General features: G+C 65.1%; 30 protein-coding genes. 11 read left to right on the top strand and 19 right to left on the bottom strand.

The features are described 5' to 3' along the window. Positions 1-3: 3 nt before the first annotated feature. Together argS and ACZ46S_RS02170 are read right to left on the bottom strand one after the other, a co-directional pair. Positions 4-1,737 (bottom strand): arginine--tRNA ligase, encoded by a 1,734-nt coding sequence (argS, locus tag ACZ46S_RS02175; protein ID WP_464063189.1) that lies wholly within the window; start codon positions 1,735-1,737, stop codon positions 4-6. A gap of 8 nt (positions 1,738-1,745) precedes the next feature. Beyond that, positions 1,746-2,888: a deoxyguanosinetriphosphate triphosphohydrolase gene (locus ACZ46S_RS02170; RefSeq protein ID WP_464063188.1), complete on the bottom strand. Its 1,143-nt coding sequence runs from the start codon at positions 2,886-2,888 to the stop codon at positions 1,746-1,748. A 61-nt stretch (positions 2,889-2,949) separates the two neighbouring features. Between ACZ46S_RS02170 and erpA the strand changes: the two genes are divergently transcribed. After that, on the top strand, positions 2,950-3,291 hold the full coding sequence (gene erpA, locus ACZ46S_RS02165) for an iron-sulfur cluster insertion protein ErpA (protein ID WP_026438567.1): 342 nt from the start codon (positions 2,950-2,952) through the stop codon (positions 3,289-3,291). Positions 3,292-3,303: 12 nt separating this feature from the next. Continuing rightward, complete coding sequence (xth, locus tag ACZ46S_RS02160) at positions 3,304-4,077, top strand: exodeoxyribonuclease III (RefSeq protein ID WP_464064313.1); 774 nt, start codon at positions 3,304-3,306, stop codon at positions 4,075-4,077. A gap of 42 nt (positions 4,078-4,119) precedes the next feature. On the opposite strand, the gene ACZ46S_RS02155 is transcribed toward xth, so the two are convergent. The 9 genes from ACZ46S_RS02155 to ACZ46S_RS02115 form a co-directional block, all read right to left on the bottom strand. Next, positions 4,120-4,488, bottom strand: coding sequence for a HesB/IscA family protein (locus ACZ46S_RS02155; RefSeq protein ID WP_464063187.1), 369 nt, complete (start codon positions 4,486-4,488; stop codon positions 4,120-4,122). 9 nt (positions 4,489-4,497) lie between these two features. Next, positions 4,498-4,875: an SUF system Fe-S cluster assembly protein gene (locus ACZ46S_RS02150; protein ID WP_234729510.1), complete on the bottom strand. Its 378-nt coding sequence runs from the start codon at positions 4,873-4,875 to the stop codon at positions 4,498-4,500. Then, a complete protein-coding gene (sufU, locus tag ACZ46S_RS02145; RefSeq protein ID WP_464063186.1) occupies positions 4,868-5,293 on the bottom strand; it encodes a Fe-S cluster assembly sulfur transfer protein SufU in 426 nt (141 codons plus the stop codon). Before sufU ends, ACZ46S_RS02150 begins: the two co-directional genes overlap by 8 nt. Next, entirely contained in the window at positions 5,290-6,528 is a 1,239-nt protein-coding gene (locus tag ACZ46S_RS02140; RefSeq protein ID WP_464063185.1) for a cysteine desulfurase, read from the bottom strand. Before ACZ46S_RS02140 ends, sufU begins: the two co-directional genes overlap by 4 nt. Then, positions 6,525-7,625, bottom strand: coding sequence for a Fe-S cluster assembly protein SufD (gene sufD, locus ACZ46S_RS02135; protein WP_464063184.1), 1,101 nt, complete (start codon positions 7,623-7,625; stop codon positions 6,525-6,527). The genes ACZ46S_RS02140 and sufD overlap by 4 nt, the downstream gene beginning before the upstream one ends. Before the next feature lie 2 nt (positions 7,626-7,627). Next, on the bottom strand, positions 7,628-8,371 hold the full coding sequence (gene sufC / locus ACZ46S_RS02130) for a Fe-S cluster assembly ATPase SufC (protein ID WP_464063183.1): 744 nt from the start codon (positions 8,369-8,371) through the stop codon (positions 7,628-7,630). After that, positions 8,371-9,816, bottom strand: a complete 1,446-nt coding sequence (sufB, locus tag ACZ46S_RS02125; RefSeq protein WP_464063182.1) for a Fe-S cluster assembly protein SufB — start codon at positions 9,814-9,816, stop codon at positions 8,371-8,373. Before sufB ends, sufC begins: the two co-directional genes overlap by 1 nt. A gap of 2 nt (positions 9,817-9,818) precedes the next feature. Beyond that, on the bottom strand, positions 9,819-10,271 hold the full coding sequence (locus ACZ46S_RS02120; RefSeq protein ID WP_464063181.1) for an RrF2 family transcriptional regulator: 453 nt from the start codon (positions 10,269-10,271) through the stop codon (positions 9,819-9,821). A gap of 111 nt (positions 10,272-10,382) precedes the next feature. Then, positions 10,383-11,009, bottom strand: coding sequence for an HAD family hydrolase (locus ACZ46S_RS02115; protein ID WP_295738974.1), 627 nt, complete (start codon positions 11,007-11,009; stop codon positions 10,383-10,385). Positions 11,010-11,106: 97 nt separating this feature from the next. Here ACZ46S_RS02115 and glmS point away from each other — a divergent pair, with 97 nt between their 5' ends. Beyond that, the gene (gene glmS / locus ACZ46S_RS02110) at positions 11,107-12,924 is read left to right on the top strand and encodes a glutamine--fructose-6-phosphate transaminase (isomerizing) (protein ID WP_464063180.1); all 1,818 of its coding nucleotides are present in this window, start codon (positions 11,107-11,109) and stop codon (positions 12,922-12,924) included. A gap of 168 nt (positions 12,925-13,092) precedes the next feature. After that, entirely contained in the window at positions 13,093-13,308 is a 216-nt protein-coding gene (locus tag ACZ46S_RS02105) for a hypothetical protein (protein WP_008492750.1), read from the top strand. A 27-nt stretch (positions 13,309-13,335) separates the two neighbouring features. Here ACZ46S_RS02105 and ACZ46S_RS02100 read toward each other — a convergent pair whose 3' ends face one another. After that, positions 13,336-13,620: a hypothetical protein gene (locus tag ACZ46S_RS02100; protein WP_464063179.1), complete on the bottom strand. Its 285-nt coding sequence runs from the start codon at positions 13,618-13,620 to the stop codon at positions 13,336-13,338. Between the two features lie 179 nt (positions 13,621-13,799). On the opposite strand from ACZ46S_RS02100, the gene fdhD reads away from it, so the two are divergent. The 3 genes from fdhD to rlmN all read left to right on the top strand — a co-directional run bounded on the left by fdhD (position 13,800) and on the right by rlmN (position 16,449). Then, the gene (gene fdhD / locus ACZ46S_RS02095) at positions 13,800-14,609 is read left to right on the top strand and encodes a formate dehydrogenase accessory sulfurtransferase FdhD (protein ID WP_464063178.1); all 810 of its coding nucleotides are present in this window, start codon (positions 13,800-13,802) and stop codon (positions 14,607-14,609) included. A gap of 179 nt (positions 14,610-14,788) precedes the next feature. Further along, positions 14,789-15,286 carry an invasion associated locus B family protein gene (locus ACZ46S_RS02090; RefSeq protein ID WP_464063177.1) on the top strand — a complete coding sequence of 166 codons (498 nt, stop codon included), beginning with the start codon at positions 14,789-14,791 and terminating at the stop codon, positions 15,284-15,286. Then, on the top strand, positions 15,277-16,449 hold the full coding sequence (gene rlmN / locus ACZ46S_RS02085) for a dual-specificity RNA methyltransferase RlmN (protein WP_464063176.1): 1,173 nt from the start codon (positions 15,277-15,279) through the stop codon (positions 16,447-16,449). Before ACZ46S_RS02090 ends, rlmN begins: the two co-directional genes overlap by 10 nt. Positions 16,450-16,526: 77 nt before the next feature. Here the strand turns inward: rlmN and ACZ46S_RS02080 are convergent, their stop codons facing one another. Further along, positions 16,527-17,024 (bottom strand): hypothetical protein, encoded by a 498-nt coding sequence (locus ACZ46S_RS02080; protein WP_464063175.1) that lies wholly within the window; start codon positions 17,022-17,024, stop codon positions 16,527-16,529. A gap of 226 nt (positions 17,025-17,250) precedes the next feature. Here ACZ46S_RS02080 and ACZ46S_RS02075 point away from each other — a divergent pair, with 226 nt between their 5' ends. The 3 genes from ACZ46S_RS02075 to ACZ46S_RS02065 all read left to right on the top strand — a co-directional run bounded on the left by ACZ46S_RS02075 (position 17,251) and on the right by ACZ46S_RS02065 (position 18,958). After that, positions 17,251-17,943 carry an SDR family oxidoreductase gene (locus ACZ46S_RS02075; RefSeq protein ID WP_464063174.1) on the top strand — a complete coding sequence of 231 codons (693 nt, stop codon included), beginning with the start codon at positions 17,251-17,253 and terminating at the stop codon, positions 17,941-17,943. 67 nt (positions 17,944-18,010) lie between these two features. Further along, a complete protein-coding gene (locus ACZ46S_RS02070) occupies positions 18,011-18,577 on the top strand; it encodes a PadR family transcriptional regulator (protein WP_464063173.1) in 567 nt (188 codons plus the stop codon). A gap of 78 nt (positions 18,578-18,655) precedes the next feature. Beyond that, positions 18,656-18,958: a DUF2218 domain-containing protein gene (locus tag ACZ46S_RS02065; protein ID WP_295738990.1), complete on the top strand. Its 303-nt coding sequence runs from the start codon at positions 18,656-18,658 to the stop codon at positions 18,956-18,958. A gap of 107 nt (positions 18,959-19,065) precedes the next feature. Here ACZ46S_RS02065 and ACZ46S_RS02060 read toward each other — a convergent pair whose 3' ends face one another. The 4 genes from ACZ46S_RS02060 to ACZ46S_RS02045 are packed head-to-tail and all read right to left on the bottom strand — an operon-like array spanning position 19,066 to position 22,785. Beyond that, positions 19,066-19,983 (bottom strand): lysophospholipid acyltransferase family protein, encoded by a 918-nt coding sequence (locus ACZ46S_RS02060; protein WP_464063172.1) that lies wholly within the window; start codon positions 19,981-19,983, stop codon positions 19,066-19,068. Next, entirely contained in the window at positions 19,980-20,924 is a 945-nt protein-coding gene (gene lpxK, locus ACZ46S_RS02055) for a tetraacyldisaccharide 4'-kinase (RefSeq protein WP_464063171.1), read from the bottom strand. The genes ACZ46S_RS02060 and lpxK overlap by 4 nt, the downstream gene beginning before the upstream one ends. Next, entirely contained in the window at positions 20,921-22,153 is a 1,233-nt protein-coding gene (locus tag ACZ46S_RS02050) for a 3-deoxy-D-manno-octulosonic acid transferase (RefSeq protein ID WP_464063170.1), read from the bottom strand. The genes lpxK and ACZ46S_RS02050 overlap by 4 nt, the downstream gene beginning before the upstream one ends. Beyond that, positions 22,150-22,785 carry a lysophospholipid acyltransferase family protein gene (locus tag ACZ46S_RS02045; RefSeq protein WP_464063169.1) on the bottom strand — a complete coding sequence of 212 codons (636 nt, stop codon included), beginning with the start codon at positions 22,783-22,785 and terminating at the stop codon, positions 22,150-22,152. The genes ACZ46S_RS02050 and ACZ46S_RS02045 overlap by 4 nt, the downstream gene beginning before the upstream one ends. 92 nt (positions 22,786-22,877) lie before the next feature. Between ACZ46S_RS02045 and ACZ46S_RS02040 the strand changes: the two genes are divergently transcribed. Then, positions 22,878-23,687, top strand: coding sequence for a sulfite exporter TauE/SafE family protein (locus ACZ46S_RS02040; RefSeq protein WP_464063168.1), 810 nt, complete (start codon positions 22,878-22,880; stop codon positions 23,685-23,687). On the opposite strand, the gene ACZ46S_RS02035 is transcribed toward ACZ46S_RS02040, so the two are convergent. Both ACZ46S_RS02035 and ACZ46S_RS02030 read right to left on the bottom strand, forming a co-directional pair. Further along, complete coding sequence (locus ACZ46S_RS02035) at positions 23,632-24,549, bottom strand: YihY/virulence factor BrkB family protein (protein WP_295739002.1); 918 nt, start codon at positions 24,547-24,549, stop codon at positions 23,632-23,634. The genes ACZ46S_RS02040 and ACZ46S_RS02035 overlap by 56 nt on opposite strands. 73 nt (positions 24,550-24,622) lie before the next feature. Continuing rightward, a complete protein-coding gene (locus ACZ46S_RS02030) occupies positions 24,623-25,477 on the bottom strand; it encodes an alpha/beta fold hydrolase (RefSeq protein WP_464063167.1) in 855 nt (284 codons plus the stop codon). Between the last annotated feature and the right edge of the window lie 14 nt (positions 25,478-25,491).

The raw sequence follows: 25,491 nt of genomic DNA, 5'->3' as shown, positions 1-25,491 counted from the left end.
TCCTTACCTCATTTCCTCAACCGGCGTGACGCCGAGCACGGCCAGGGCCGAGCGAAGCACGATGGCGGTGGCCGCCACAAGCCCGATGCGCGCCGCCGTCTCCGCCGGCTTATCCTCCTGCAGGAAGCGCAAGGCGGCATTGTCGCGCCCGGCATTCCACAAAGCGTGGAAATCCGAGGCCAGATCATACAGGAAAAACGCCACGCGATGCGGCTCGCGCGCTTCCGCCGCCTGCTCGACCAGACGCGGCCAGGTGATCAGCCGGCGCAGCAGCGCCTGCTCTTCCGGCGCGGTGAGGGTGGAGAAATCCGCCTCGGCCGACGGCGCGGCGGCGGCGCGCAGCACCGAGCGCGCCCGCGCATGCGCGTATTGCACGTAGAAAACCGGGTTTTCGCGGGTCTGCGCCACGGCGGCGTTGAGGTCGAACTCCATCTGCGCGTCGGATTTGCGCATCAGCATCAGGAAGCGCACCGCATCCGGCCCGACCTCGTCGATCAGATCCCGCAGCTCGACAAAGGTGCCGGCGCGCTTGGACATTTTGACCGGCTCGCCATCCTTCATCACCTTGACGATCTGGCAGAGCACCACATCCAGTCGCCCGCCGGAGAGCGCCTTCACCGCCGCCTGCATGCGCTTCACATAGCCGCCATGGTCCGCACCCAACACGTCGATCAGATCGGCCTGCGGGCCACGGATGATCTTGTCGTTATGATAGGCGATGTCGTTGGCGAAATAGGTGTAGCTGCCGTCGGATTTGGAGACCGGGCGGTCCACGTCGTCGCCATATTCGGTGGAGCGGAACAGCTCCTGCTCGCGCGGCTCCCAATCCTCGGGCGTCTTGCCCTTGGGCGGCTCCAGAATGCCGCGATAGATCAGGCCTTTTTCACGCAGCGCATCCAGCCCGCGCTCCACGCCGCCATTCTCGACCAGCGCGCGCTCGGAGGAGAACACGTCATGGCGCACGCCCAAGGCGGCCAGATCCTCGCGGATCATGCTCATCATGTGCTCGATGGCGAAATCGCGGAACAGCTCCAGCCATGCGGCTTCCGGCGCCTCCGCATAGATGTCGCCATATTTTTCCGCCAGCGCCTGGCCGATGGGGATGAGATAGGCGCCGCCATATTGCATGCCGCCGGGCACGGTTTCGATATAGGCGGAAGTCGGGCGGCCCAGCGCCTCTAGATACCGGACATAGCTTGAGCGGGCCAAAGCCTGCACCTGCGCCCCGGCATCGTTGACGTAATATTCCTTGACCACATCATGCCCGGCCTTGCGCAGCAGATTGGCCAGCGCATCGCCCACCACGGCGCCCCGGCAATGACCGACATGCAGCGGCCCGGTGGGGTTGGCGGAGACGTACTCGACATTGATCTTGCCCGGCCGCGCCGCACCCTGGCCGTAAGCCTCCCCAGCGTTCAGAATCACCGGGATCTGCGCCAACAGCAGTTCCGGCGCCAAAGTGAGGTTGACGAAGCCCGGCCCCGCCGCCTCAGCCTTGGCAATGCCGCCTTGGCCGCTCAGCGCCGCCACCAGCCCGGCGGCCAGCTCGCGCGGGTTTTTGCCGGCCGGCTTGGCGGCGATCATCGCGGCGTTGGTCGCCATATCGCCATGGGCGGCATCCTTGGTGGGGGTCACCTCCACCCGGGCCAGGATTTCCGGAGCGAGGCCCGGGGCCAATGTTTCAAGGGCGGCCAGCACCTTGCCGCGCAGCACGGCAAACAGATTTTCGTCTTGCATCTTGTCTCTCAAGCGGGAACCGACGGATCGGTCAAACGGGAAAACTCATCCTGGGCGTAGCGGTCGGTCATGCCGGCCACATAGTCGCGCACGGTGGCGGCGGCTTCCGGGGTTTCGGGCTTGCCTGCGCGGGCACGCCAATCATCGGGCAGCAGCTCTGGGCGCTTCAGCAGCAGGCTGCCCAGAGTGCGGGTGACGTGGCTGCATTTATAATTCATCCGGTTGAGCTTCCAATGCCGGTACATACGGGCCATCAGGAAGCGTTTCAGCGCCACATTGGCCTGGCGGATCTCCTCGGAGAAGCCGATCACCGCGCCGGCATGGGCGCGAATATCCGCGCAGGAGGTAGGGGCCAGCGCCTCCAGCCGGCGGCCGCTCTCGGCCAGCGTGTCATGCACCAGGCAATTGATCACCCGCCGGCTGAGCTCGGCGCGGATCCGCTGGGGCTGATCGGTGAGCTTGCGGGCGTCGCGCAGCAGATCGCCAATCACCGGCAGTTCCAGAATATCCTCGAAGGCGAACAGCCCGGCGCGCAGCCCGTCGTCCAGATCATGGGTGTTATAGGCGATATCGTCGGAGAACGCCGCAATCTGCGCCTCGCCGGAGGTCTGGCGGGCGAGGTCCAGATCATGCGCTTCGTTGAAGGCGGCGATGGTCGGGGGCGGGTTTTTCAGCGGGCCGTTATGCTTGGCCAGCCCCTCCAGGCTTTCCCAGGTGAGGTTCAGCCCGTCGAACGCCGCATAACGCTGCTCAAGCTGGGTGACGACGCGGAAGCTCTGGTCGTTATGGTCGAACCCGCCAAAATCCTTCAGCGCCTCGTCCAGCCCGGTCTCGCCGGCATGGCCGAAGGGTGGATGGCCGAGATCATGCGCCAAGGCCAGGCATTCGGTGAGGTCTTCATCGAAGCGCAGGGCACGGGCGATGGCGCGGGCGATCTGCGCCACCTCCAGGCTGTGGGTCAGCCTTGTGCGGTAGAAATCCCCCTCGCGGTTGATGAAGACCTGGGTTTTATATTGCAGCTTGCGGAAGGCCGAGCTGTGCACCACGCGGTCGCGGTCGCGCTGAAAGGGGCTGCGCTCGTCCGAGCGCGCCTGGTCATGCACGCGGCCACGGCTTTCGCCTTCCTGCACGGCATAGGGGGCTTTCTCCATGGGCAGGGCTTTAGAACAGCGTGGCCTTACCTCCAAGGGGGCGACGCGCTATATAAGCGCCATGAGCGACGTGATTGCCCCTTTCGCCATTTCCGCCTCCGCCGCCGCCCGGGTGGCGGAAATCCTGGCTGATGACCCCAGCGCGCAGGCCCTGCGGGTGGAGGTTCTGGCCGGTGGCTGCTCCGGCCTGCAATATAAATTCGACCTGACCGCCGCCAGCGCCCCGGATGATCTGGTGCTGGAGCGCGACGGGGCGAAAGTGTTGGTGGACCCGGTGAGCCTGGATTTCCTGGCCGGGGCCGAGCTGGATTTCAAGGACAGCCTGATGGGCGCGCATTTCCTGGTGAAAAACCCGAATGCCACCGCCTCCTGCGGCTGCGGCACCTCCTTCTCGGTCGACTGACCCCTCCCCGTGCTGAAAATCACCACCTGGAATGTGAATTCCGTGCGCACGCGCGAGGCGCATGTCGCCTCGTTTCTGGACCGCGAACAGCCGGATTTCCTGCTGCTGCAGGAGATTAAGTGCGAGGAACACCAGTTTCCCGGCATGGCGTTCTCTGCCCTTGGCTATGAGGCGGAGATTGTCGGCCAGAAATCCTATAATGGCGTCGCCATCCTGCATAAAGGCGGGGTGGAGGTGACGCATCGCCGCCTGCCCGGCATGGGCGAGGAGGATGCGCATTCACGCTTTGTCGAGGTGAAGGCCCAGGGGATGCGCATTGGCGGGCTGTATCTGCCCAATGGCAATTCCGGCGGTGAGGCCGGCTACCAGTACAAGCTGCACTGGATGGCGGCGTTGCGCGCGCACGCGGCGGCGCTGATGGCGGGGGATGAAGATTTCATCCTGGCCGGCGACTATAATGTCTGCCCGACCGACGCGGATTTCGCCCCGCGCGCGCTGCCGGCGAATGATGCGCTGATCCGCCCGGAAACCAGGGCGGCGTTTCATGCGCTGCTGCATACCGGACTGACCGAGGCGGTGCGGGCCCTGCATCCGAAGGACACGCTGTATACGTTCTGGGATTATCAGGGCGGGGCGTGGGACAGGAATATCGGGCTGCGGATCGACCATGCGCTGCTCTCGCCCAGGCTGGCGGAGCGGTTACAGCATGTGATTATTCACAAGGATGAGCGGGGCAAGACCCAGCCCAGCGACCACGTGCCGGTATCGGTGATCCTGGGGGCATAAACGTTTTTTGGGGGCGTTTTTCAAAAACGCCCCATCTCTTCCTTAAACGTGAAAGCTCTCGCCGCAGCCGCAGCGGCCCTTCTCGTTCGGGTTCTCGAAGGTGAAGCCACGCGTCAGCTTGTCTTCCTTGTAGTCCATCACGGTGCCGATCAGGAACAAGGTCGCCTTGCGGTCCACCAGCACGGTCAGATCCTGGCTCCTCACCACCTCATCCGTGGCGGCGGGCGCTTCCACCCAGTCCATCTCGTAGGACATGCCCGAGCAGCCCTTGGTGCCGACGGAGATGCGCAGCAGCTTGCCCTTCTCGGCGCCATCATAGAGCTTGCGCAGCCGCGCGGCGGCGGCGTCGCTCAGCGACATCAAAGGCGGCAGCTCGCGTTTTTTCGGCGCGGCGGTGTGGGTTACATCCATGGCTTCACCTCAAAACATGTTCAGCATGAGCCGGGCTTCCTCGCTCATGCGGCTCTGGTCCCAGGCCGGATCCCAGACGGTATCGACCGTGATATCGCCGACCCCGTCAATCTGCGCGATGGCGTCACGCACCATCTCCGGCAGCTCCTGCGCGGACGGGCAGCCCGGCGCCGTCAGCGTCATCTCAACCTTCACATTGCCATTATCGGCGATCTCGATCGCGTAGATCAGCCCCAGCTCGTAGATATTCACCGGAATTTCCGGATCATACACGGTGCAGATGGCGCCGATCACCGCTTCCTCGGAGACACGCGGCGGGCTTTCGCCGTCGGGCGTCCAGCTGGTCACCGGCTGCATCTGTTCGGGTTCGTGCTTCTCTTCAGTCATGGTCTCTATCTCCCGCGCCGGGATCTCCGGCGAGGCTGGCTCTGAGGGCGCTCCAGGGGAGGGTCGCGCACCGAAGCCGGGAAGGATATTGCGCAATGCCTGCAAGCGCATTCAGATCTCCCAATTCCGGGTTTTCCTGCCCGGTCTTAACGAGTTGCTCGAAACTCTCTGCCAATATGGCGATTTCACCGGCATTTTTGCCGGTGGCCGCATCGCACATCAGCTCCGCGCTGGCGGCAAGGATGGCGCAGCCCTGCGCCTCGTGCCGGCAGGCGGAGCCTACGCGGAAGATGCTGACCTGGTCTCCGCACATGCGATTCTCCCCCGCCCCCATCGCATCGAACGCGGCCGGCCGGCCCGCATGGCGCGGGTGGCGGGCGCGGTCGAGCAGGAGGGAGTGGTAGAGCGCCTCGTTCATGCGAAAATCTTGCGCACCCGCTCAAGCCCGGTGGCCAGCGCGTCGATCTCCTCGGGCAGCGTGTACAGCCCGAAGGTGGCGCGCGCGGTGCTGGTCACACCCAGGCGGCCCATCAGCGGCTCGGCGCAATGATGCCCGGCGCGCACCGCGATGCCCTGGCGGTCCAGAAGTGTGGCGATATCATGCGCATGCGCATCCTTCATCACGAAGGAGATCACCCCGCCGCGATCCTGCGCGCTGCCGAGGATACGCAGCCCCTCGATCCGGCTCAGCGTGGCCAGCGCATGTTCGGTGAGGTGGCGCTCATGTTCGGCAATCGCGGCGAAGCCGACATTGCGGACATAATCGATGGCCGCCCCTAGCCCGATCGTCTCGATGATCGCCGGCGTGCCGGCCTCGAAGCGGTGCGGCGGCTTCGCCCAGGTGGAATGCTGGTAGCCGACGCTGGCAATCATGTCGCCGCCGCCCATGAAAGGCGGCATCTCGGCCAGGATTTCGGGCTTCGCCCAGAGCACGCCGATGCCGGTGGGGCCGTAGAGCTTATGACCGGAGAAGACGTAGAAATCCGCATCGATGGCGCGGACATCGACAGCGCGATGGACGATCGCCTGCGCCCCGTCCAGCATGAGCTTCGCGCCGCGCTCATGCGCGAATTTCGCCAGCCGCTCGACCGGCGTGTAGGTGCCCAGCACGTTGGACATATGGGTGAGCGAGAGCAGCTTCACCTTGCCGTCCGCGAACACCTGTTCCAGCGAGTCCCAGTCCAGCTCGCCGGAATCGGTGATTTTGACGATGCGCAGTTCGGTGCCGTGGGCATCGCGCAGCATCTGCCAGGGGACGAGATTGGCGTGGTGCTCCATCTCGGAGACCGCCACCGCATCGCCAGGCTTCAGCGCGCTGCGGCCCCATGTATAGGCGACGAGATTCACGCTCTCGGTGGCGTTGCGGGTGAAGACGATCTCATCACGCGAGCCGGCATTGATCAGCTCCGCCACCTTGTCACGCACCGCCTCATACGCATCCGAGGCTTTTTCGGACATGTAATGCAGGCCGCGATGGACGTTGGCATATTGCGCTTCCATCACGAAGCGCATCGCCTCAATCACCTGTTTCGGCTTCTGCGCGGAGGCGCCGGAATCCAGAAACACGAAAGGCTTGCCATGCACTTTTTGCGACAGGATGGGGAAATCCTCACGCAGCTTATGCACATCCAGAGGCTGGGTGGTGAGGCTCATTGCTTGCCCCACCAGCTTGCCAGCGCATCCTCGAACAGAGCCTTGGAGGCGTCGTGTGTGACCGGCTCCAGCGCTTCCTCAAGGAAGGCGCGGATCAGGATCTGCCGTGCATCCGCCTCGGGAATACCGCGCGAGCGCAGATAGAACACCTGCTCCTCATCCAGCGCGCCGATGGTGGCACCGTGCGAGCATTTCACGTCATCCGCGAAAATTTGCAGCTCGGGCTTGATGTCCATCTCGGCATCCGGGGAGAGCAGCAGCGCCTGGCTCATCTGGTAGCCATCGGTCTTCTGGGCGATCTGGTCCACTTCGATCTTGCCCTGGAAGACCCCGCGGGCCTTGCCGGCGAGGACGGATTTCACCGTCTGGCGCGACGGGCAGTTGGGCGCCTTGTGGCGGATGATGGTGGTGAAATCGCCATGCTGGCTGCCACCCAGAAGCTGGGCGGCGTTGAGATGCGCCAGAGCGGTCTCGCCGGTGAGGTCCGCCTCGATCTCGGTGCGCGAAAGCTTCGCACCCAGGGTCAAGGTGAAATGCTCGTAGGCGGCGGCCTCGCCGATGCGCGCGCGGATGGAGGTGATGTTGAACGCCTCCAGGCTTTCCTGCTGCAGGCGGAAATGCTGCAGCCTTGCATCTTGCGCAACATCGATATCGAACAGCGCATTCTGCCAGTACACGCCTTCACCTTCGTCGATTTCGACGATGGTCAGCTTCGCCCCCTGCCCCAGCGTCACGCGATGGCGCGGGTGGAAGGCGAAAGGCGCGGCACCGGAGGCTTGCGAGATGAGCAGCACTTCGCCGGCATCAACCCCATCAGGCACCACGATATTGATACCGTCCTTGGCATTCGCCGCATTGATCAGCGCCATCGGCTGCGCGCCAACTTCCTGCACCGGCGCGAACGGTTTCGCGTAGGCAAAAGAGGTCGAGAGTGCCGCGTTCAGTGTGCCATTCAGGAACACGAAGCGCGGAAACGGCAGATCCGGCAATTCGGGTGCTGCCGCCATCGCCGGCGGGGCGCCGAATTCAGTGCTGGAGATCGGGCGCAGATCGGTAAAGCGCCAGGCCTCCAGCTTGCGGGTGGGAAGCGCTGTCATGCTCAGGCGGCTTCCAGCCCGGCATAGCCGCTGGCTTCCAGCTCCTTGGCCAGATCGGCCGGGCCGGAACGCACGATCTTCCCGTTCGCCAGCACATGCACCACATCCGGCACGATATGATCGAGCAGGCGCTGATAATGGGTGATGACCAGGGCAGAGAATTTTTCGCTGCGCAGCGCGTTCACACCTTCGGCGACGATCTTCAGCGCATCGATATCCAGGCCGGAATCGGTCTCGTCCAGAATGGCCAGGCCCGGCTTCAGCAGCGCCATCTGCATCATCTCATTGCGCTTCTTCTCACCGCCGGAGAAGCCGACATTGACGTTGCGCTTGAGGAAATCCTCTTTCATCGCCAGCTGCTTCACCGCGGCACGGGCCTGCTTCAGGAAAGCCACTGCATCCAGCTCTTCCTCACCACGCTTGCGGCGCACGGCGTTCAAGGCGGTGCGCAGGAAATTGGCATTGCCCACACCCGGCAGCTCCACCGGATATTGGAAGGCCAGGAACAGCCCGGCGGCAGCGCGGTCTTCCGGCTCCATCTCCAGAATATTCTGGCCGTTATAAATCGCCTCGCCTTCCGTCACCTCATAGCCGTCACGGCCGGAGAGCACGTAGGAAAGGGTCGACTTACCAGCGCCGTTCGGGCCCATGATGGCATGGATCTCGCCATCCGGGATGGTGAGCGTCACGCCCTTGAGGATTTCCGCATCGCCGATCCGCGCATGCAAATTCTTGATCTCGAGCATCAGCCCACCGAACCTTCCAGAGAAACAGCTAATAGTTTTTGTGCCTCAACGGCGAATTCCATCGGCAATTCCTTCAGCACATCCTTGCAGAAGCCATTGACGATCAGCCCCACCGCATCCTCTTCCGAGAGACCGCGCGAGCGGCAATAGAAAAGCTGGTCCTCGGCGATCTTGGAGGTGGTCGCTTCATGCTCCACTTTCGCCGAGGCATTGCGGTTTTCGATATAGGGCACCGTATGCGCGCCGCACTGATCGCCGATCAGCAAGGAATCGCACTGGGTGAAGTTGCGCGCACCGGACGCGCCGGGCAGGATTTTCACCTGGCCGCGATAGGTGTTGTTGGATTTCCCGGCGGAAATGCCCTTGGAGATGATCGTGCTGCTGGTGTTCTTGCCGATATGGATCATCTTGGTGCCGGTATCGGCCTGCTGATGCCCGTTGGTCACGGCGACCGAATAGAACTCACCCACCGAGCCCTCGCCCTGCAGGATGCAGGAGGGATATTTCCAGGTAATCGCCGAGCCGGTTTCCACCTGGGTCCAGGAGATTTTGGAATTCCTGCCTCGGCAGGCGCCGCGCTTGGTAACGAAGTTGTAAATACCGCCCTTGCCGTCGGCATCGCCAGGATACCAGTTCTGCACGGTGGAATATTTGATCTTCGCCTCATCCAACGCCACCAGCTCAACCACGGCGGCGTGCAGCTGGTTTTCATCGCGCATCGGCGCGGTGCAGCCTTCAAGGTAGGAGACGGAGGCCCCCTCCTCGGCGATGATCAGCGTACGTTCAAACTGCCCGGTATTGCGGGCATTGATGCGGAAATAGGTGGAAAGCTCCATCGGGCATTTCACGCCCTTGGGAATGAAGACGAAACTGCCATCGGAGAACACGGCGGAGTTCAGCGCGGCGAAGTAATTATCACCCGCCGGCACCACGGAGCCCAGATATTTGCGCACCAGCTCGGGATGCTCGCGCACCGCCTCGGAAATCGGGCAGAAGATCACGCCGGCCTTCGAAAGGGTCTCGCGGAAGGTGGTGGCGACAGACACACTGTCGAACACCGCATCCACCGCCACACCAGCCAGGGCGGCGCGCTCATTCAGCGGGATGCCCAGCTTCTCATAAGTGCGCAAGAGCTCGGGATCGACCTCATCGAGCGATTTCGGCGCGGCTTTGGCGGGCGCCGCGTAGTAATAGAGATCCTGATAATCGATCGGGGCGTGATGGATGCGCGCCCAGCTCGGCTCTTCCATCTTCAGCCAGGCCTCGTAGGCCTTCAGCCGCCATTCCAGCAGCCAGGCGGGCTCGCCTTTCTTGGCGGAAATCATCCGCACGATGTCGGGGGAGAGCCCTTTCGGGAATTCCTCCATCTCGATCTCGGTGGTGAACCCGTATTTATATTTTTGCGCCGCCAGGTCCTGGATGACGGCATCGGTCGTGCTGGACATGCTCAAACAACCTCATTGATCGCGGGTCCTGGCACACGCAGGGCGCGCGGCACGGAGGCCGCGGCCATGTCGGCCAGGGAGATGTGAGACAGGGCGCCACGAATGGCGTCATTCACCGGATCCCAGCGCCCGGCCACCGGGCAGAGCGACTGGCTGTCGCACTGGCCGCTGGCCCCCTCCACGCAGGAGGTAAGGGCGATGGGGCCATCGATGGCGAAAATCACCTCGGAGACCGAAATCTCCGCCAGCGGCCGGCCAAGCCGGTAACCGCCGCGGGCACCGCGGGTGGAAACCACCAGCCCCTGCCCGGCCAAAACCTTCAAGACTTTGGCGATGGTGGGCTCCGGTATGCCGGTGCCGGCGGCGATGCCGGGTGACGTCTCCACGCCCTCGGCTGTGCCCAAGCGCACCAGCGCGGCCACCGCATAATCGGTCAGGCGTGAGAGTTTCAGCATGGCAACCCCGTCAAACAGGACAATTCCAGTCCTGTTTCCCAATTGGGGCAAGTCGGGCGCAGCGTCAAGCGCCGGTTACGCAATGTTGCGCTGCATGTAAAGCCGCGCGGCTCAGCCCAGCCGGTCGATGATCCCCGGCAGGTCGGACGGGTGTTCGGCCCGGGCATCGCCCTGCCCCTCGCCATAGCCCCAGGGGCAGAAAATCGCCGGCAGGCCCAGCCCGGCGGCGGCTTTCATATCGTTGGCATGGTCGCCGACCATGATCGCATCCGTCACCTCCAGTGCGGAGAGCACGGCGGCCAGATGGCGCGGGTCCGGCTTGCGGTAGGGGGTGGAATCCCCACCCAGCACGGCGCCGAAGAAGCGGTTGAGGTCGAGTGCCGCCAAAACCTCGCGGGTGGCATGCATCGGCTTGTTGGTGCAGATACCGAGCGGCCGGCCCTGCGCCCGCAGCGCCTCCAAGGCCGGGATGATGCCGTCATAAATCACCGTATGCTTCACCGGATCGACGCCATAAAGCGCCATGAAGCGCTCCAGCTGGGCGGGTTGGGCCGGCTGGCCGTAAAAGGCAAAAGCGCGCTCGACCAGCACCTTGGCGCCGTCGCCGATCATGCCGTGCACCGTCTCCAAGCTCAAAGCCGGGTGGCCGGCCTCGGTGATGACGACATTCAGCTTGGCGGCGATGTCCGGCGCCGCGTCGATCAAGGTGCCATCCAGATCGAAGATCACCGCGCGCATGAAATACTCCGTCGTATTATTTGATTCTCCTGTCCTTTGACATAAACCGCCCGCCAGGGCTACCGCAGATGCGAGATCACAGAGAGGTTACAGGCGCATGTGCGGAATCGTTGGTGTTGTGGGTCATGCCGAAGCCGCCCCCTTGCTGCTGGGCGGGCTGCAGCGCCTGGAATATCGCGGCTATGATTCCGCCGGCATCGCCACCCTGGTCAACGGCCATATCGACCGGCGCCGGGCCGAGGGCAAGCTGAAGAACCTGGCCGGGGTGCTGGAAGCGGAGCCGCTGGCGGGCACCACCGGCATCGGCCATACGCGCTGGGCGACGCATGGCGCGCCGACCGTCGGCAACGCCCATCCGCACGCCACCGCCCGGGTGGCGGTGGTGCATAACGGCATCATCGAAAACCATGCCGCGCTGCGCACGGAGCTGGAGGGCAAGGGCCAGAGCTTTGTCACCGAGACCGATACGGAAGTGGTGGCGCAGCTGGTGGATTACCTGCTGCAAACCGGCCTGCCCCCCATCGAGGCCGCCTCCCAGGCCTTCGCCCGGCTGGAGGGCGCCTATGCGCTGGCGCTGATCTTCGCCGGGCATCAGGATCTGGTGATCGGCGCCCAGCGTGGCGCGCCGCTGGCGGTGGGGTTCGGGGCGGAGGAGATGTATCTCGGCTCCGACGCGCTGGCCCTGGCGCCGCTGACCCGCGAGATCGCCTATCTGGAAGATGGCGACTGGGTGGTGGTGACCGCCAAGGGCGCCACCTTCCATGACGAGCATAACCATGTGGTGCTGCGCCAGAAGAAGCTGACGGCGCTGACCGGAGCGGCCATCGGCAAGGGCAATTTCCGGCATTTCATGGAGAAGGAGCTGCATGAGCATCCGGTGGTGATCGGCGATGTGCTGCACCGCATGCTGGAGGGGGAAGCCCCGCGCCTGCCCGCTTTGCCCTTCGACCTCGCCGGCATCAAGCGCATCACCATGAGCGCCTGTGGCTCCGCCTTCTATGCCGGGCTGACCGCGAAATTCTGGCTGGAGAACCTCGCCCGGGTGCCGGTGGAGGCGGATGTGGCCAGCGAATTCCGCTATCGCGCCCCGCCGATGGAGGCTGGCGGGCTGGGGCTGCTGGTCAGCCAGAGCGGCGAGACCGCCGATACGCTGGCGGCTTTGCGCTATATGAAGGCCGAGGGGCAGAAGATCCTCTCGGTGCTGAATGTGCCGGAGAGCACCATGGCGCGCGAAAGCGACGCGATTCTGGAGACCATCGCCGGGCCGGAGATCGGTGTGGCCAGCACCAAGGCCTTCACCGCGCAGATGACCACGCTGGCGGTATTCGCCCTGGCCCTGGCCCGCGCCAAGGGCACACGGGGCGAGGCCGAGATTGCCCGGCTGGCCGCCGCCTTGCTGGAAGTGCCGGCGAAAGCCGCCGAAATCCTCGTCAATGAGGCGCCGATCCAGAAGCTGGCGGCGCGCATCGCCGAGGCGCGGGACGTGCTCTATCTCGGCCGCGGCGGGTGCTTTCCCATCGCGCTGGAGGGCGCGCTGAAGCTGAAGGAAATCTCCTATATCCATGCCGAGGGCTATGCGGCGGGCGAGATGAAGCACGGGCCGATCGCGCTGATCGACAAATCCGTGCCGGTGATCGCCATCTGCCCCTCCGGGCCGCTCTTCGAGAAAACCGCCTCGAATTTGCAGGAGGCGGCGGCGCGGGGCGGGCAGATCGTGGTGTTCTCGGATGCGGACGGCGCCTCCAAGCTGGCGCCGATCGCGGCGGAAACCATCCTGCTGCCCCCCATCGACCCGTTCGCGGCCCCCATCCTGCACGCGATTCCGGTGCAGATGCTGGCCTATCATGTCGCAGTGCTGAAAGGCACGGATGTGGACCAGCCGCGCAACCTGGCGAAATCCGTCACGGTGGAGTGACGCACCGGCAAGCGGATCGATTTATGAATTCTGAAAATTCGCGGCGATGCAGCGGATTTTCACCCTCCGCTAACCGGGAATAAAATTTGGCAAGATTGTGTTTTTGCGTTTGATGCCGGACGCGAATTCCGCCTATGGTTGCTCATCCGAGAACAAAGGGTGGGAACGATGAAACAGCTCCACACACTCTCTGCCGCTTCCCGGATTGTCGCGCTGAAGACCCAGCTTGCTGGCGCCGGCAGTCACGCGCAGGAACGTATCTATATCGAAGATGGCTGGGTGTTTCGCGAACATCACGGCAAATATGTCGAATGTATCTGCCGGAGCGATGAGATCGTGAAACCGGCGGACGGGCCGCAGAGCCTGCGTACCGGCCGGGGTTGACCCGGCCGAAACTTGGCGCGCGAGCGCTTATTCCCCAGTGGGTTGTTTGGTGGTGCCGCCTGGCCCGGCGATGGGGACGGGCGAGCCGATCGTCGCGGTCGGGTGCAGGGCAATTTGCGGCAGGGTCGGGTTATTCGGCAGGGTTGGCTGGCTGCCGGCGGGCTTGTGCGCGGCTTTCGGCGCCGGCGCGCTGCCGGGCGGCTTGGCCAGGCCGGGTTGAACCACCGAGCTGTTGGGGTTCTGCGTGATTGTCGCCGTGCCAGTCGCGGCGCTCTGCGCCAGGGCGGCGCTGCCCAGCCCCATCGCCATCATCAGTCCCAGAGACGATCTTCCCAACGACAACCGGACCATCGCACGCTCCTTACCTCTCGGTCATCTGAGATATAGGCACAGACCGGCGGATTTTCATATGCGCCAACCGGTTATGTTTGCGTATCGGCCCGGCTTGCGGCGCCTCTTGCGCTTTCACCGTCACACCCTAATTTGCCGCCATGACGCCTCCCCTTCCCCCGGTTTCGTGCAGCTGGCCGGCCCAGCGCCTGGCTGAGGGAGAGGCGCCCCAAGCGGTGGCGCGGCAACTGGCGGAAGAGACGCCGATCAGCCTCAGCTACAATACCATGCGCCATGCGGTGATGATGGCCACGGCCCGGGATATCGAGGATTTTTGCGTCGGGTTCTCGTTGACGGAGGGCATTGTGACACGGGCCGAGGAGATCCGCTCCATCGCCCTGACCGCCGGCCCGGAGGGGATCACGGCCGATCTGCGCATCCCGGCCGAAGCCTTTCATAACTTGATGCAGGCGGCGCGGCGCACTGTCGTCGGCCGCACCGGCTGCGGGGTTTGCGGGGTGGAGGATGCGGGCCAGATTTTGCGGCCCTTGCCCCACCTGCCGGACGGCCCCGCTTCATCTCTGGCCGCGATCCGCCATGCGTTGGGCACGTTGGAGACGCATCAGGCGCTGAACCGCGACGTGCATATGGTGCATGGCGCCGCCTGGTGCGGGCCGGACGGGGAAATCAGGCTGATCCGCGAGGATGTCGGCCGGCATAATGCGCTGGACAAGCTGATCGGGGCGGGGATGCGCGGCGGGGTCGATTTCGCCGATGGATTCTGCCTGCTGACCTCGCGCTGCTCTTACGAGATGGTGCAGAAGGCGGTGATTGCCGGGATGCGCATAATTGTGGCGATTTCCGCGCCCACCGGGCTGGCGCTGCGGGTGGCGGCGCAGGCGGGGCTGACGGTGCTGGCGATCGCGCGGCGCGACGGCCAGATTTTGTTCACGGGAAATATAGCGGAATAAAGCTGTTTGGCGCCGTTTTCCTGAATATTGGGCGGGATGAGAATGCCCCGTCCCAACAAGACTGTCCGGCTCTGCGGCGTGTGATATCGGCATAACTTTTATAACTTTATGCCATGGCTTTTGAAACGGTAATCAGGTCCGGCTTTCATGTGGGCGGCGTTTGTTTTAAATGCTCGCCCATGAAGAGATTGCTCGCCACCTCCCTGCTCACCCTGCTCCCCGCCACCGCCCTGGCCGCCGGCCCGACCGCCCTTGGCCCCAATGGCGGCAAATATGGCGACTGGACAGCCGCCACCTATGGTAGCGGGGCGGCGAAGATCTGCTATGCCTTCACCATTGTGCACAGCGCCAAGCCGGCGATCGCCTCGCGCGGCAAGGTGATGCTGACAGTGACCAACCGCAAGGGCTCCGCCAACGAGGTCTCGGTGACCGCCGGCTATGATTACCCCAAGAACGCCAAGGTGAAGCTGACCGTCGGCCCCCAGGATTTCGGTTTCTATACCCAGAAGAATGTCGCCTTCACCGCCGATGGCGCGAAAGCCGTGGCCGCGTTCAAGGCCGGCAATGACGCGGTCGTCACCAGCCCCGGGCCAAAGGGCAAGATCACCGTCACCGACCAGTTCTCCCTCTCCGGCTTCTCCGCCGCCTACAAGGCGATATCCGACGCATGTCAGTGACACTCGACCTCACCGCCGCCGAACGCGAGCGGATACTCGCCAAGGCGGCGCATTTCTCGCCGCCGCCGCATATCTTGCCGGATGGGCGGCGGGATCTGGTCGGGCTGTCGCGCGAGGAGCTGCTGGAAGAGGTGGAGGCGTTCGGTGAGAAGCCGTTCCGCGCCAAGCAGCTCTGGCACTGGATCTATCATCAGGGCGTGCGGGACTTCTCCGCGATGTCCAACATCGCCAAGCCCTTGCAGGAGAAGCTGGCGCAGCGCTTCGTCATCGGCCGGCCGGAGGTGGCGACCGATCAGCTCTCCAAGGACGAGACCCGTAAATTCCTGTTCCGCTTCCGCGACCATGAGGCGGTGGAGACGGTGTATATTCCGGATCGCCAGGAAGATCGCGGCGCGGTCTGCCTCTCCTCCCAGGTGGGCTGCACCCTCTCCTGCCGCTTCTGCCATACCGGCACGCAGCGCCTCTCGCGCAACCTCTCGGCGGCGGAGATCGTCGGCCAGTTCATGGCGGCGCGCGATGCCTATGGCGAATGGCCGAGCCCGCGCGGGGAGACGCCGCGCCTGCTTTCCACCATCGTGCTGATGGGCATGGGCGAGCCGCTTTATAATTACGAGAATGTCGCCAAGGCGATGAAGATCATCATGGATGGCGAGGGCATCGCGCTCTCGCGCCGGCGCATCACCCTCTCCACCTCCGGCGTGGTGCCGATGATGGACCGGGCCGGCGAGGAGCTGGGGGTGAATCTGGCCGTGTCGCTGCATGCGGTGCGCGATGATCTGCGTGACGAGCTGGTGCCGCTGAACCGCAAATACCCGATCAAGGAGCTGATCGCGGCCTGTCATCGCTATCCCAGCGCCTCCAATGCGCGGCGCATCACGTTTGAATATGTGATGCTGCGCGGGGTGAATGATTCCGAGGCCGAGGCGCATGAGCTGGTGCGGCTCATCGCCGGGCTGCCGGCGAAGGTGAACCTGATCCCCTTCAACCCCTGGCCGGGCTCCGCCTATCAGCCGAGCACACCCGAGGCGCTGAAGAAATTCGCCAATATCGTGATGCAGGCCGGCTATGCCTCGCCGATCCGCACCCCGCGCGGGCGCGATATTCTGGCGGCGTGCGGGCAGTTGAAGAGCGAAGTCGAAAAGCAACAGCACGCCGCCGAGTAGGCGCGGCGAAAGACATGGGGGCTTTTTGAAAAAAGCCCCCATACCCCCAAAAACTTTTGCCGACTGCACGCGGGCAGTTACGCCGCCGGTGTGCCCGGAACGCCGGGGGGCGGTACGGGCTGAACAGGCTGCGGCGGGCGGTTTTCAATCACCGCCGGGCTGGCCCCCATCGCCGGTGCCGCGGGCGTATCCGGCGGCGGCAAGGCCAGGCAGCCGCGCACGGTGTTGGCGCAGAACGCATCCACCGCTGCCACCGCATCCTTCTCGCCGACATAGCGCACCGACGTCACCTTGCCGTCATCCACCCGGAAAATCGTATGGCAATAGCCGCCATAGGATTTGCTGATGCCGCCGATCAGCGGAATGGTCAGCCCGGTCGAGCTGGTCGAGGTCGCGTAATAGGTCAGAATATCGGTGCCGCCGAAGCTGGCTTTCTCATCCGGCACCCCCGCGCAGGTCTCCAGCTGCAATTCCGTGAGCCCGACCAGCTGGTGCTGCGCCTTCAGCGCCACCCGCGAATCATTCACCGCGCAGCCGCCCAGGCCCAGCAATGTCAGCAAAATCAGACGCCGCATGAAGATCCTTTCCTTGCTGTATGGGTTTGCTTAACCAAGCCATCCGCGCCCGCCCACAACCAGAACATGAAGATGAGGTAAGGCGTTACCACCCCGCAACGCCCCCTGCCGCCCTGCGCCGCAACATAAGCTTACCTTTGGAAAGCCTTATTTTCGCTTGAACATGGTCATCTTCTCCCGACATCTCCGGCTGAGGATGGCCAAAGCGAAGACAGGAGAACGAGATATGGGCGTGTATCTGATCAGTGGCGGGGCCAAGGGCATCGGGGCGGGCATCGCGGCGAAATTGCTGGCGGACGGGCATCGTGTCGTCATCGCCGACAAGGCCAAGCCCGAGAGCAGCGCCGCCCGCGCAGTGATCTGCGATGTCTCGGACCCGGCACAGGTGGCCAGCCTGTTCACCGGCATCGAGGCGGTGGAGGAACGGCTGGACGGCATCATCTGCAATGCCGGCTTCATGATCCGCAAGCCTCTGGAGGAGCTGACGCCGGAGGAGTTCAACGCGGTGCTGGCCACCAACCTCACCAGCGCCTTCCTGCTGGTGCGCTGCGGCGCCAAGATGCTGCGCGCCAGCAAGGGCGCTGTCGTCACCATCGCCTCCACCCGCGCCCATATGTCGGAGCCGGATACGGAATCCTACGCCGCTTCCAAGGGCGGGCTGGTGGCGCTGACCCATGCGCTGGCGGTCAGCCTGGGGCCGGAGATCCGGGTGAACTGCATTTCGCCAGGCTGGATCGATACCGGCCATTACGACATCCGCCCCGAGGACCACGCCCAGCACCCGGCCGGGCGGGTCGGCAAGGTCGAGGATATCGCCAATCTGGCGGCGTTTCTGCTGGGGCCGGATGCGGCCTTCATCACCGGGGCGGAGTTCACCGTCGATGGAGGCATGACCCGGAAGATGATTTATGCCGAATAGATTTGACATTCGACTGTGTTTAGATATATCTAAAACTATCTAAACCATCAGAAGGATGAATCCTCTCATGAAACCCCATCATTTTTCCGGCCCTTGGCACGAACATCCCGGCCGCCGCTTCATGCGCGATATGCGTGAACGGCTGGAGGAGCGTGACCCGCGGCACCATCGCGGCGGCCGGCTGAAGCGCCTGCTGGAACATGGCGATCTGCGGCTGCTGCTGCTCAACCTGATCAATGAAAGCCCGCGCCATGGCTATGAGCTGATCAAGGCGATCGAGGAGCTGACCGGCGGCGCCTACGTGCCCAGCCCCGGCGTGATCTACCCGACCCTCACCATGCTCGAAGAGATGGGCCAGGTTGAGGCGACCACCGAAGGCGCGAAAAAGCTCTTCACCATCACCGAGGCCGGGCGCGAGATGCTCAACCGTTCGCGCCCCGTGCTGGAGGCGATGCTGGAGCGGATCAGCCTCGCTACCCCCTCCCACGCCTCAGTGCTGCCGGTGCGCCGGGCAATGGAAAATCTACGCACGGCGCTGCGCATGCGCTTTGGCGGCCGCGATGCCGATGCGCAGACCCTGGCCCAGGTGACCGAGATGATCGACGATCTGGTGCGCAAGATCGAGGCGCTCTGAACCGAGACGACCCGCGCGGGGGAAGCCCCGCGCCTGACGACCAAGGCGGGCAAGCAGCCCTGAAGGAGACCGCGACGCATGAATGCCACGGCCATCATCCCCACCGCCCAGGCGCGGGACTATCTTGGGCAATTTGTCAGCCATTTCGCGCCCCGCCTACCGGCGCTGCGCGAGGCTGACAACAGCGCCGGGGAGGTCAGCTTTTCCACCGGCCTCTGCACGCTGGATGCGGATGCGCGCAAGCTCTCCATCATCGTCAATGCTGGCGACGCGCAGGCCTTGGAAGCGCTGAAGCGCACCATCGACCAGCATTTGCTGCTTCTGGCGGCGCAGGAGGAGCTGGCGATTGAATGGAGCCAGCACCCGGCGCCGGATTGCTGAAAAACTTCCGGGGTGTTGGCTACGTCTTCGCCAACACCCCGGAAGTTTTCGCCGCTTTTTTGTAAAACAGCGGCACCAAAAAACGTTTGCAACTTTACAGACGAATTCTAGACGCTTCCCTTCGGCCAACGCCGATGCAGCCATAACCAGTCCCCCGGCCGCGCCCTGACCCAGCCTTCCACAATCTGGTTCATCCTGCCGGTCAGCGCCAGCAGATCCGCCTTGCGATCCCCGCTCTCCGGCAGCACCAAAGGCGCCTCGATCACCACATGCAGCCGCGCCGGGCCCTGCCGCTCGACATGGATCGGGATCACCGGGCACTGGAATTTCAGCGCGAAGCTGGCCAGCGCGTCCATCGTCATCGCCGGTTTGCCGAAGAACGGCACGCTGAGCCCGGTATCCAGCTTCTGGTCCACCAGCAGCCCCAGCGCCCCGCCCTGGCGCAGATGCGCCAGCGCCGCGCGCCCCCCGGCCGCGCCCTTGGCGAACATCTTGACCGTGCTGCGATAGCCATCCCGGCGCAGGCCGCGCAAAATCTCATCCACCGCCGCGTTCGAGGCGGCGCGGTACATGAAGCCGAACTCCACCCCGCTGCGCTCGGCGATCAGCGGCATGATCTCCCAATTGCCGATATGGGCGGTGAAGAACAGCAACGGCTTGCCGGGCACGATATGGGGCAGCACATGCTCCTCCCAGCCCTCCAGCGTATAGCCCGGCGCCGTGCTGCCGCGGGGCTGGCGGGTCATCGCCCGCAGCCGCACCAGCTCGGCGATGCTCTGGCCGAGATTGGTCCAGACATCGCGCAATATCGCCTGGCGCTGCGCCGCGTTCAGCGCCGGCATCGCCATGCGCAGATTGGCGTCCCCCACCTTGCGGGTCACCGGCAGCAGCGGGCCGATCATCCGCGTCACCGCGCCGCCCAGCCGGGAGGCAGTGGTGACCGGCAGCGCCCGCAGCAGCCCGATCAGCCCACGCACCAGCAGCGCCTCGGCGCGGAGGGTGAAAGACAATGGCGGGCGGCTCATGCGCTCAGCAACAGCTCCAGCGCCATCTCATCCTCCCAGGCCAGATGCGCCTGCACGACCAGGCAGGCGGCGCGCAGATTGGCCGGCAGCTTGACGAAATCCTTGGCGGTGGTGACCAGCTTGGCCCCCTTATAAGCGGCCTCGGCCAGCAGCGCCGAGGCATCGCGCGCCTCATAAACGTGATGGTCCGGATAAGCGTGCTGCGCCACCAGCTCCGCCCCCAGCGAGAGCACGGAGCGGAAGAATTTCTCCGGCCGGCCGATCCCGGCGAAGGCGATCACCGGGCGGCGGCCCAGCGGCTCGGCGCAGTCCGGCACCAGATGCGCGCGCAGCACCGGCATCGAGGCCGGCAGGCGGGCCAGCGCCCCGGTCTCGTCCTCGCCGATCAGCACCGCGGCGTGGCAGCGCTGGGCGGCAACCTCCACCGGCTCGCGCAGCGGCCCGGCGGGCAGCAGCAGCCCGTTGCCGAAACCATAGCCGCCATCGATCACCAGCAGCGACAGATCCTTCTGCAAAGCCGGGTTCTGCAGGCCGTCATCCATGACGATGGCGGTCGCGCCCTCGGCCAGGGCCAGCCTTGCCCCGGCGGCGCGGTCGCGGGATTTTACCGTGGGGGCGACATCGGCCAGCAACAGCGCCTCATCGCCGACCTCGGCCGGGCTATGCAGGCCGCGCTCCACCAGCAGCGGCCCGGCCAGGCTGCCGCCATAGCCGCGCGTCAGCGCAAAGGGGTGGCCGGTCAGGCGAGAGAGGATATCCAGCGCCACCACCGTCTTGCCCGCCCCGCCGACACCGGCATTGCCGACACAGATGGTCCGCACGCCGATGGCCAGGCCCGGCCTGCGCAGCCGCCGCGCCGTCGCGAGACGGGTGACCAGCCCAAAAGGGCGCAGCAATTGCGCGGTGGGGCCGCGCCTGGTCCAGAATGTCGGGGCTTTCATGGCTCGCACCCCAAGATGAGGCCAACGAGCCGTTCAGGCAATCGCTCAGAGCCTGCAAAAACCGCCTGCGCGCGCGCGCCGGCCGCATGCGCCGCCTCCGGGTCCGCCAGCCAGCCCCGCGCGGCGGCGATAAGGCTTGGAACATCAACCACATCCAAGAGCGCCTGCGCCCCTCGCAGGCGCTCCGACGCCTCGATGAAATTCTCAAGATGCGGCCCGCAGATCACCGGCCGGCCCAGCAAAGCCGGCTCGACGATATTATGCCCGCCAAAGCCAACCAGCGAGTTGCCAACGAAGGCGAAGGGCGCGGCGCGGAAGAACAACCCCAACTCGCCCAGCGTGTCGGCCACATAGACTTGGCCCGCCACCGGCATCTCGCCCAGAGAGCGGCGCGGGGCGTTGCCGCATAACGCCGCGACCGCGCCGCCGCGTTCCGGATGGCGGGGGACGAGCAGCGTGATCAGATCGGGATACTCGGCCAGCAGCGCCTGATGCGCCGCATAGATCAGCGCCTCCTCACCCGGATGGGTGCTGGCGGCGAGCCAGACCGGGCCGGGGCATGCGGCTTGCAGCCGGGCCAGCGCCGCATCGTCCACCGGCAAGGGGGCGGCAAAGAATTTCAGATTGCCCCATTCGCGCAGATTGGCCGCCCCCAGCCCGCGAAACAGCGCGGCATCGCCGGCGGATTGGGCGTGGATGGCGGAAAACCCGCCGAGCAGCCGGCGCGCCAGGCGCGGCAGGCGCGCCCAGTTGCGGGCCGAGCCGGCGGAGATGCGGCCATTCACCAGCACCCGCCTGATGCCCCGCGCATCGCAGCCGGTGAGCAGATTGGGCCAGATCTCGCTTTCCAGAAACACCGCCACATCCGGGCGCCAATGCTCCAGAAACCGCGCCGCCCAGCCCGGCACATCCAGCGGCACGAATTGATGCAGCGCGCCGGGCGGCAGGCGCTCGGCCGCCAGTTTGGCCGAGGTGACGGTGCCGGTGGTCAGCAGCACGGAGCCGCGCGCCGCCAGCAGCCGCAGCAGCGGCAAGGCGGACATGGTCTCACCGACACTGGCCGCATGCACCCAGACCAGCCGCCCCGCCGGACGTTCCAAACTGGCGATACCCTGGCGCTCGGCCAGACGGGAGGCGATCTCCTTACCTCGTCCCGCGCGCTTGGCCAGCATGCGGGTGAGAAAAGGCGCCGCCAGCGCGGTGGCGGCGGCATAGAGTCGCAGGATCACGGCTTTGCCCGCGCCTGGGCATCGTCCAGCGCCGCGGCGATGGCCGGCAGCGCCTCCCGCCACGCCTCGCGCGGCACCGCCAGCGGCGCGCCGCAGACCAACACCAGCCGGCCGAAAGGCAGCGGGATGCGCATTCCGTCCCAGCTCTTGCTCAGCGTGATGAAGCGGGTGGTGGCCGCGCCGCAGGGCAGGATCAGCGCGCCGGTCATCCCCGCCAGCGCCGCCACGCCGGGGGCCGGCACCCGGGCCGGGCCGCGCGGGCCGTCCGGGGTGATGACGATATGGCTGCCGGACTGGATCAGCCGCACCAGCTGATGCAGGCTGGCCGCGCCGCCCTTGGAGCTGGAGCCGGAGACCAGCCCCAGCCCCAGAGCGCGCATGATATTGCCGATCAGCTGGCCATCGCGGTGGCGGCTGGCCAGCACCGCGGCCGGGCGGGTCATGCCCAGGCGCCTGGCTTCGCGCCACAGCCCCGGCATGGTCGGCAGGGTTTCATGCCAGAAGGCGGCGATCATCGGCGCTGGGCCGATCAAGGCGCGCAGATGCGCCTCCCCCTCGATCCGGCAGCTGAACTGCAGGCGCAGCGCCACTTGGATATACAGGGCCAGAAGCCGGGCCAGACAAGCCCGCACGGGCTCGGATTTCAGGAAGCCGCTCACAGCCGCGCGGGTAGCATCAACCGGCCGGCATTGCCAACGTGGCGCGCCCGGGCTACCCGGCGCGGATGCTGAATTTACACCTCGCCCTGGCCCATGGGCTGCTCTGGCCGACCCTCTCCGGGCTTTCCGCCCAAGGCTGGCTGCTCGTACTGGCGGCTCTGTTCGTCGGCGGGCTGGTGAAGGGGGTGGTGAGCATCGGCGTGCCGCTGATTGCGATCCCGCTGCTCACCGGGCTGCTCAGCGTCAAGCAGGTGGTGCTGCTGCTCTCGCTGCCGATCATCCTCGGCAATATCCCGCAGGCGCTGGAAGGCGGCAAAACCGGGGCGGCGCTGAAATCGATCGCCCTGCTGGTCATCGGCGCGGTGCTGGGCATCGCGCTGGGGGTGAAAATCCTGTTCGCGATTCCGGCGCATTTCGCCGTGGGGCTGGCCGGGATCATCCTGATCATCGCGGCGCTGGCCTTGCTGTTCGCGCCGAAATTCAGCCTGCCGAAAAAATCCGCCGGGCTGACCGGGCTGCTGGCCGGCTTTGTCAGCGGCTTGATGGAGGGGGTTTCGGCGATTCCGGGGCCGCTGCTGGCGACCTATCTGATCGCCACCGGCGCCACCGGTAAACGCTTCACCAAGGAAATCGCGCTGGTGCTGGTGATCTCCATCGCCGTGCTGATCGCGGTGTTCGGCCAGTCCGGCCATGCCAGCCGGGGCGATCTGGTGATCTCGGCCCTCGCCGCGCTGCCGGTGATCGCCGGCATTCTGGCCGGGCGGCCGCTACGCGATGCGCTGCCGCCGAAACTGTTCCGCGCCGTGGTGCTGCTGTTTATTATCGCGGCGGCGGTGCAGATGCTGTTGCGGGCGGGGTTCCTGCACGCGCTTTGATGCCGCCCCCCAGCCGGTGGCGCCAGGCGCGGTCCAGGGCCGCGTTGAACTCAGCGCCGAACAGAACGACATAGGCCGAGATATAAAACCACATCATCAGGCCGATCATCGTCGCCAGCGGCCCGTAAGTGGCGCTGTAGGCGGCGAAATGCCCGACATAAAGCCCGAACCCCCAGCACACCGCCAGCCACGCCACTGTGGCGATGCCGGCCCCCGGCGCATAGAAGGTCCGGCGGTTCCCGGCCGGGCCGAAACGGTAGAGCAGGCCGAGTGCGACCACGATGAAGGCGATCATCGCCGCGAAGCTGATCAGCCCGACCAGGAATTTCAGGCTGGAGGGCAGGCCGAGAAACGCGATCGCCAACGGCAGCGCCACCAGGAAGCCGATGGCGAACGCCGTGCCCAGCACGGCGATGAAGGTCATTCCCAGCGCGACCAGCTGGAATTTGATCATACCCCTTGTCTCGCGCTCATTATAGGCCAGGGTGAGCGCGTTGATCACGGATTTGGTGCCGGTGGAGGAGGACCAGAGCGAGAGCAGCAGCGAGATGGCAAAGGACACGCCCAGCCCCTTGGCCGGGGTGGAGACCACATCCTGAATGCGCTGCGAGATCAGCGAATACACATCCGGCGGCATGAAGCTTTGCAGATAATGCAGCTGCGGCTGCACGGTCGCCGGATTGAAGACCAGCCCGTAGAGCGAAATCAGCATGGTGATGGTCGGGAACAACGCCAGCGTCGCGTAAAACGCGCAGCCCGCCGCGACCAGCGACACGCGCTGGGAGGCGGTGCTCTGCACGGCTGAAATCAAAGCTCTCTTGACCAGCGGGAGATGCGCGCGGTCGAAAATCCGGTCAACCATCGGCTTTATGTAAAGCCTGCGGCGGCGCGATCAATCGCGCCACAAAACCGTAACCCGCAAGTAAGGCGAAGGCTCAGCCTTCCAGCAGAAACGCCTTGATCCGCGCCTGGCTCTCATAATCCATCAGCGCCGGGGCATGGCCGGCATCGGGCACCACATAGCCTTGCGCGCCCTCGGCCTGCATCCGCTCATAGGTCTCGGGCAGGAGCAGATCGCTCTGGGCGCCGCGAATCACCAGACGCGGGGCGTGGATATGCTCCCAGATCGGCCACATATCGACATCCAGCGGCACGGTGGCGCGGATCGGGTCGATGATTTTCGGGTCGTAATGCAGCGCCGTGGTCTTGCCCTCGCCGGTGGGGTCGAGCACCTGGCGGGCGGAGAAGCGGCCCAGATGCGCCCATTCCGCGTCCGAGAGCAGACCAAACGGGGCATGGATTTCACGCAGATGCGCGGTCAGATCCTTCACCGAGGTGAAGCGCTCCGGCGCGCCCATCATGTAATCGCGAATCCGCTGCAGCGAGGCGGCGGGGATATGCGGGCCGATATCGTTGAGCACCAGCCGGGTGATCGGGGTGTTCTGGGCGGCGGCGATCATCATGCCGCAAATGCCGCCCAGAGAGGTGCCGACCCAGGCGACCGGCTTGTTGATCTGCGCCAGCAGATGCGCCAGCGCCACCACGTAAGTTGGCGGCTGATAGGCCAGACCGTCCGGCAGCCATTCGGATTTGCCGCGCCCTGGCAGATCCGGGCAGATCACATGGAAACGATCAGAAAGCGCTTCGGCCAGCTGGTCGAAATCGCGGCCATTGCGGGTGAGGCCATGCACGCAGACCACCGCGGGGGCGGCGGGATTGCCGAACTCGACAAAGGCCATCTTATAGAAGCGCGTGCCAAACAGATAATTGACCGACCCCGACCGCGCCATGACCTACTCCTTCT

Source organism: Acidocella aluminiidurans, assembly GCF_055383125.1.
Note: the sequence above shows the minus strand (reverse complement) of the source record. Positions and strands in the feature narration are given on the sequence as shown.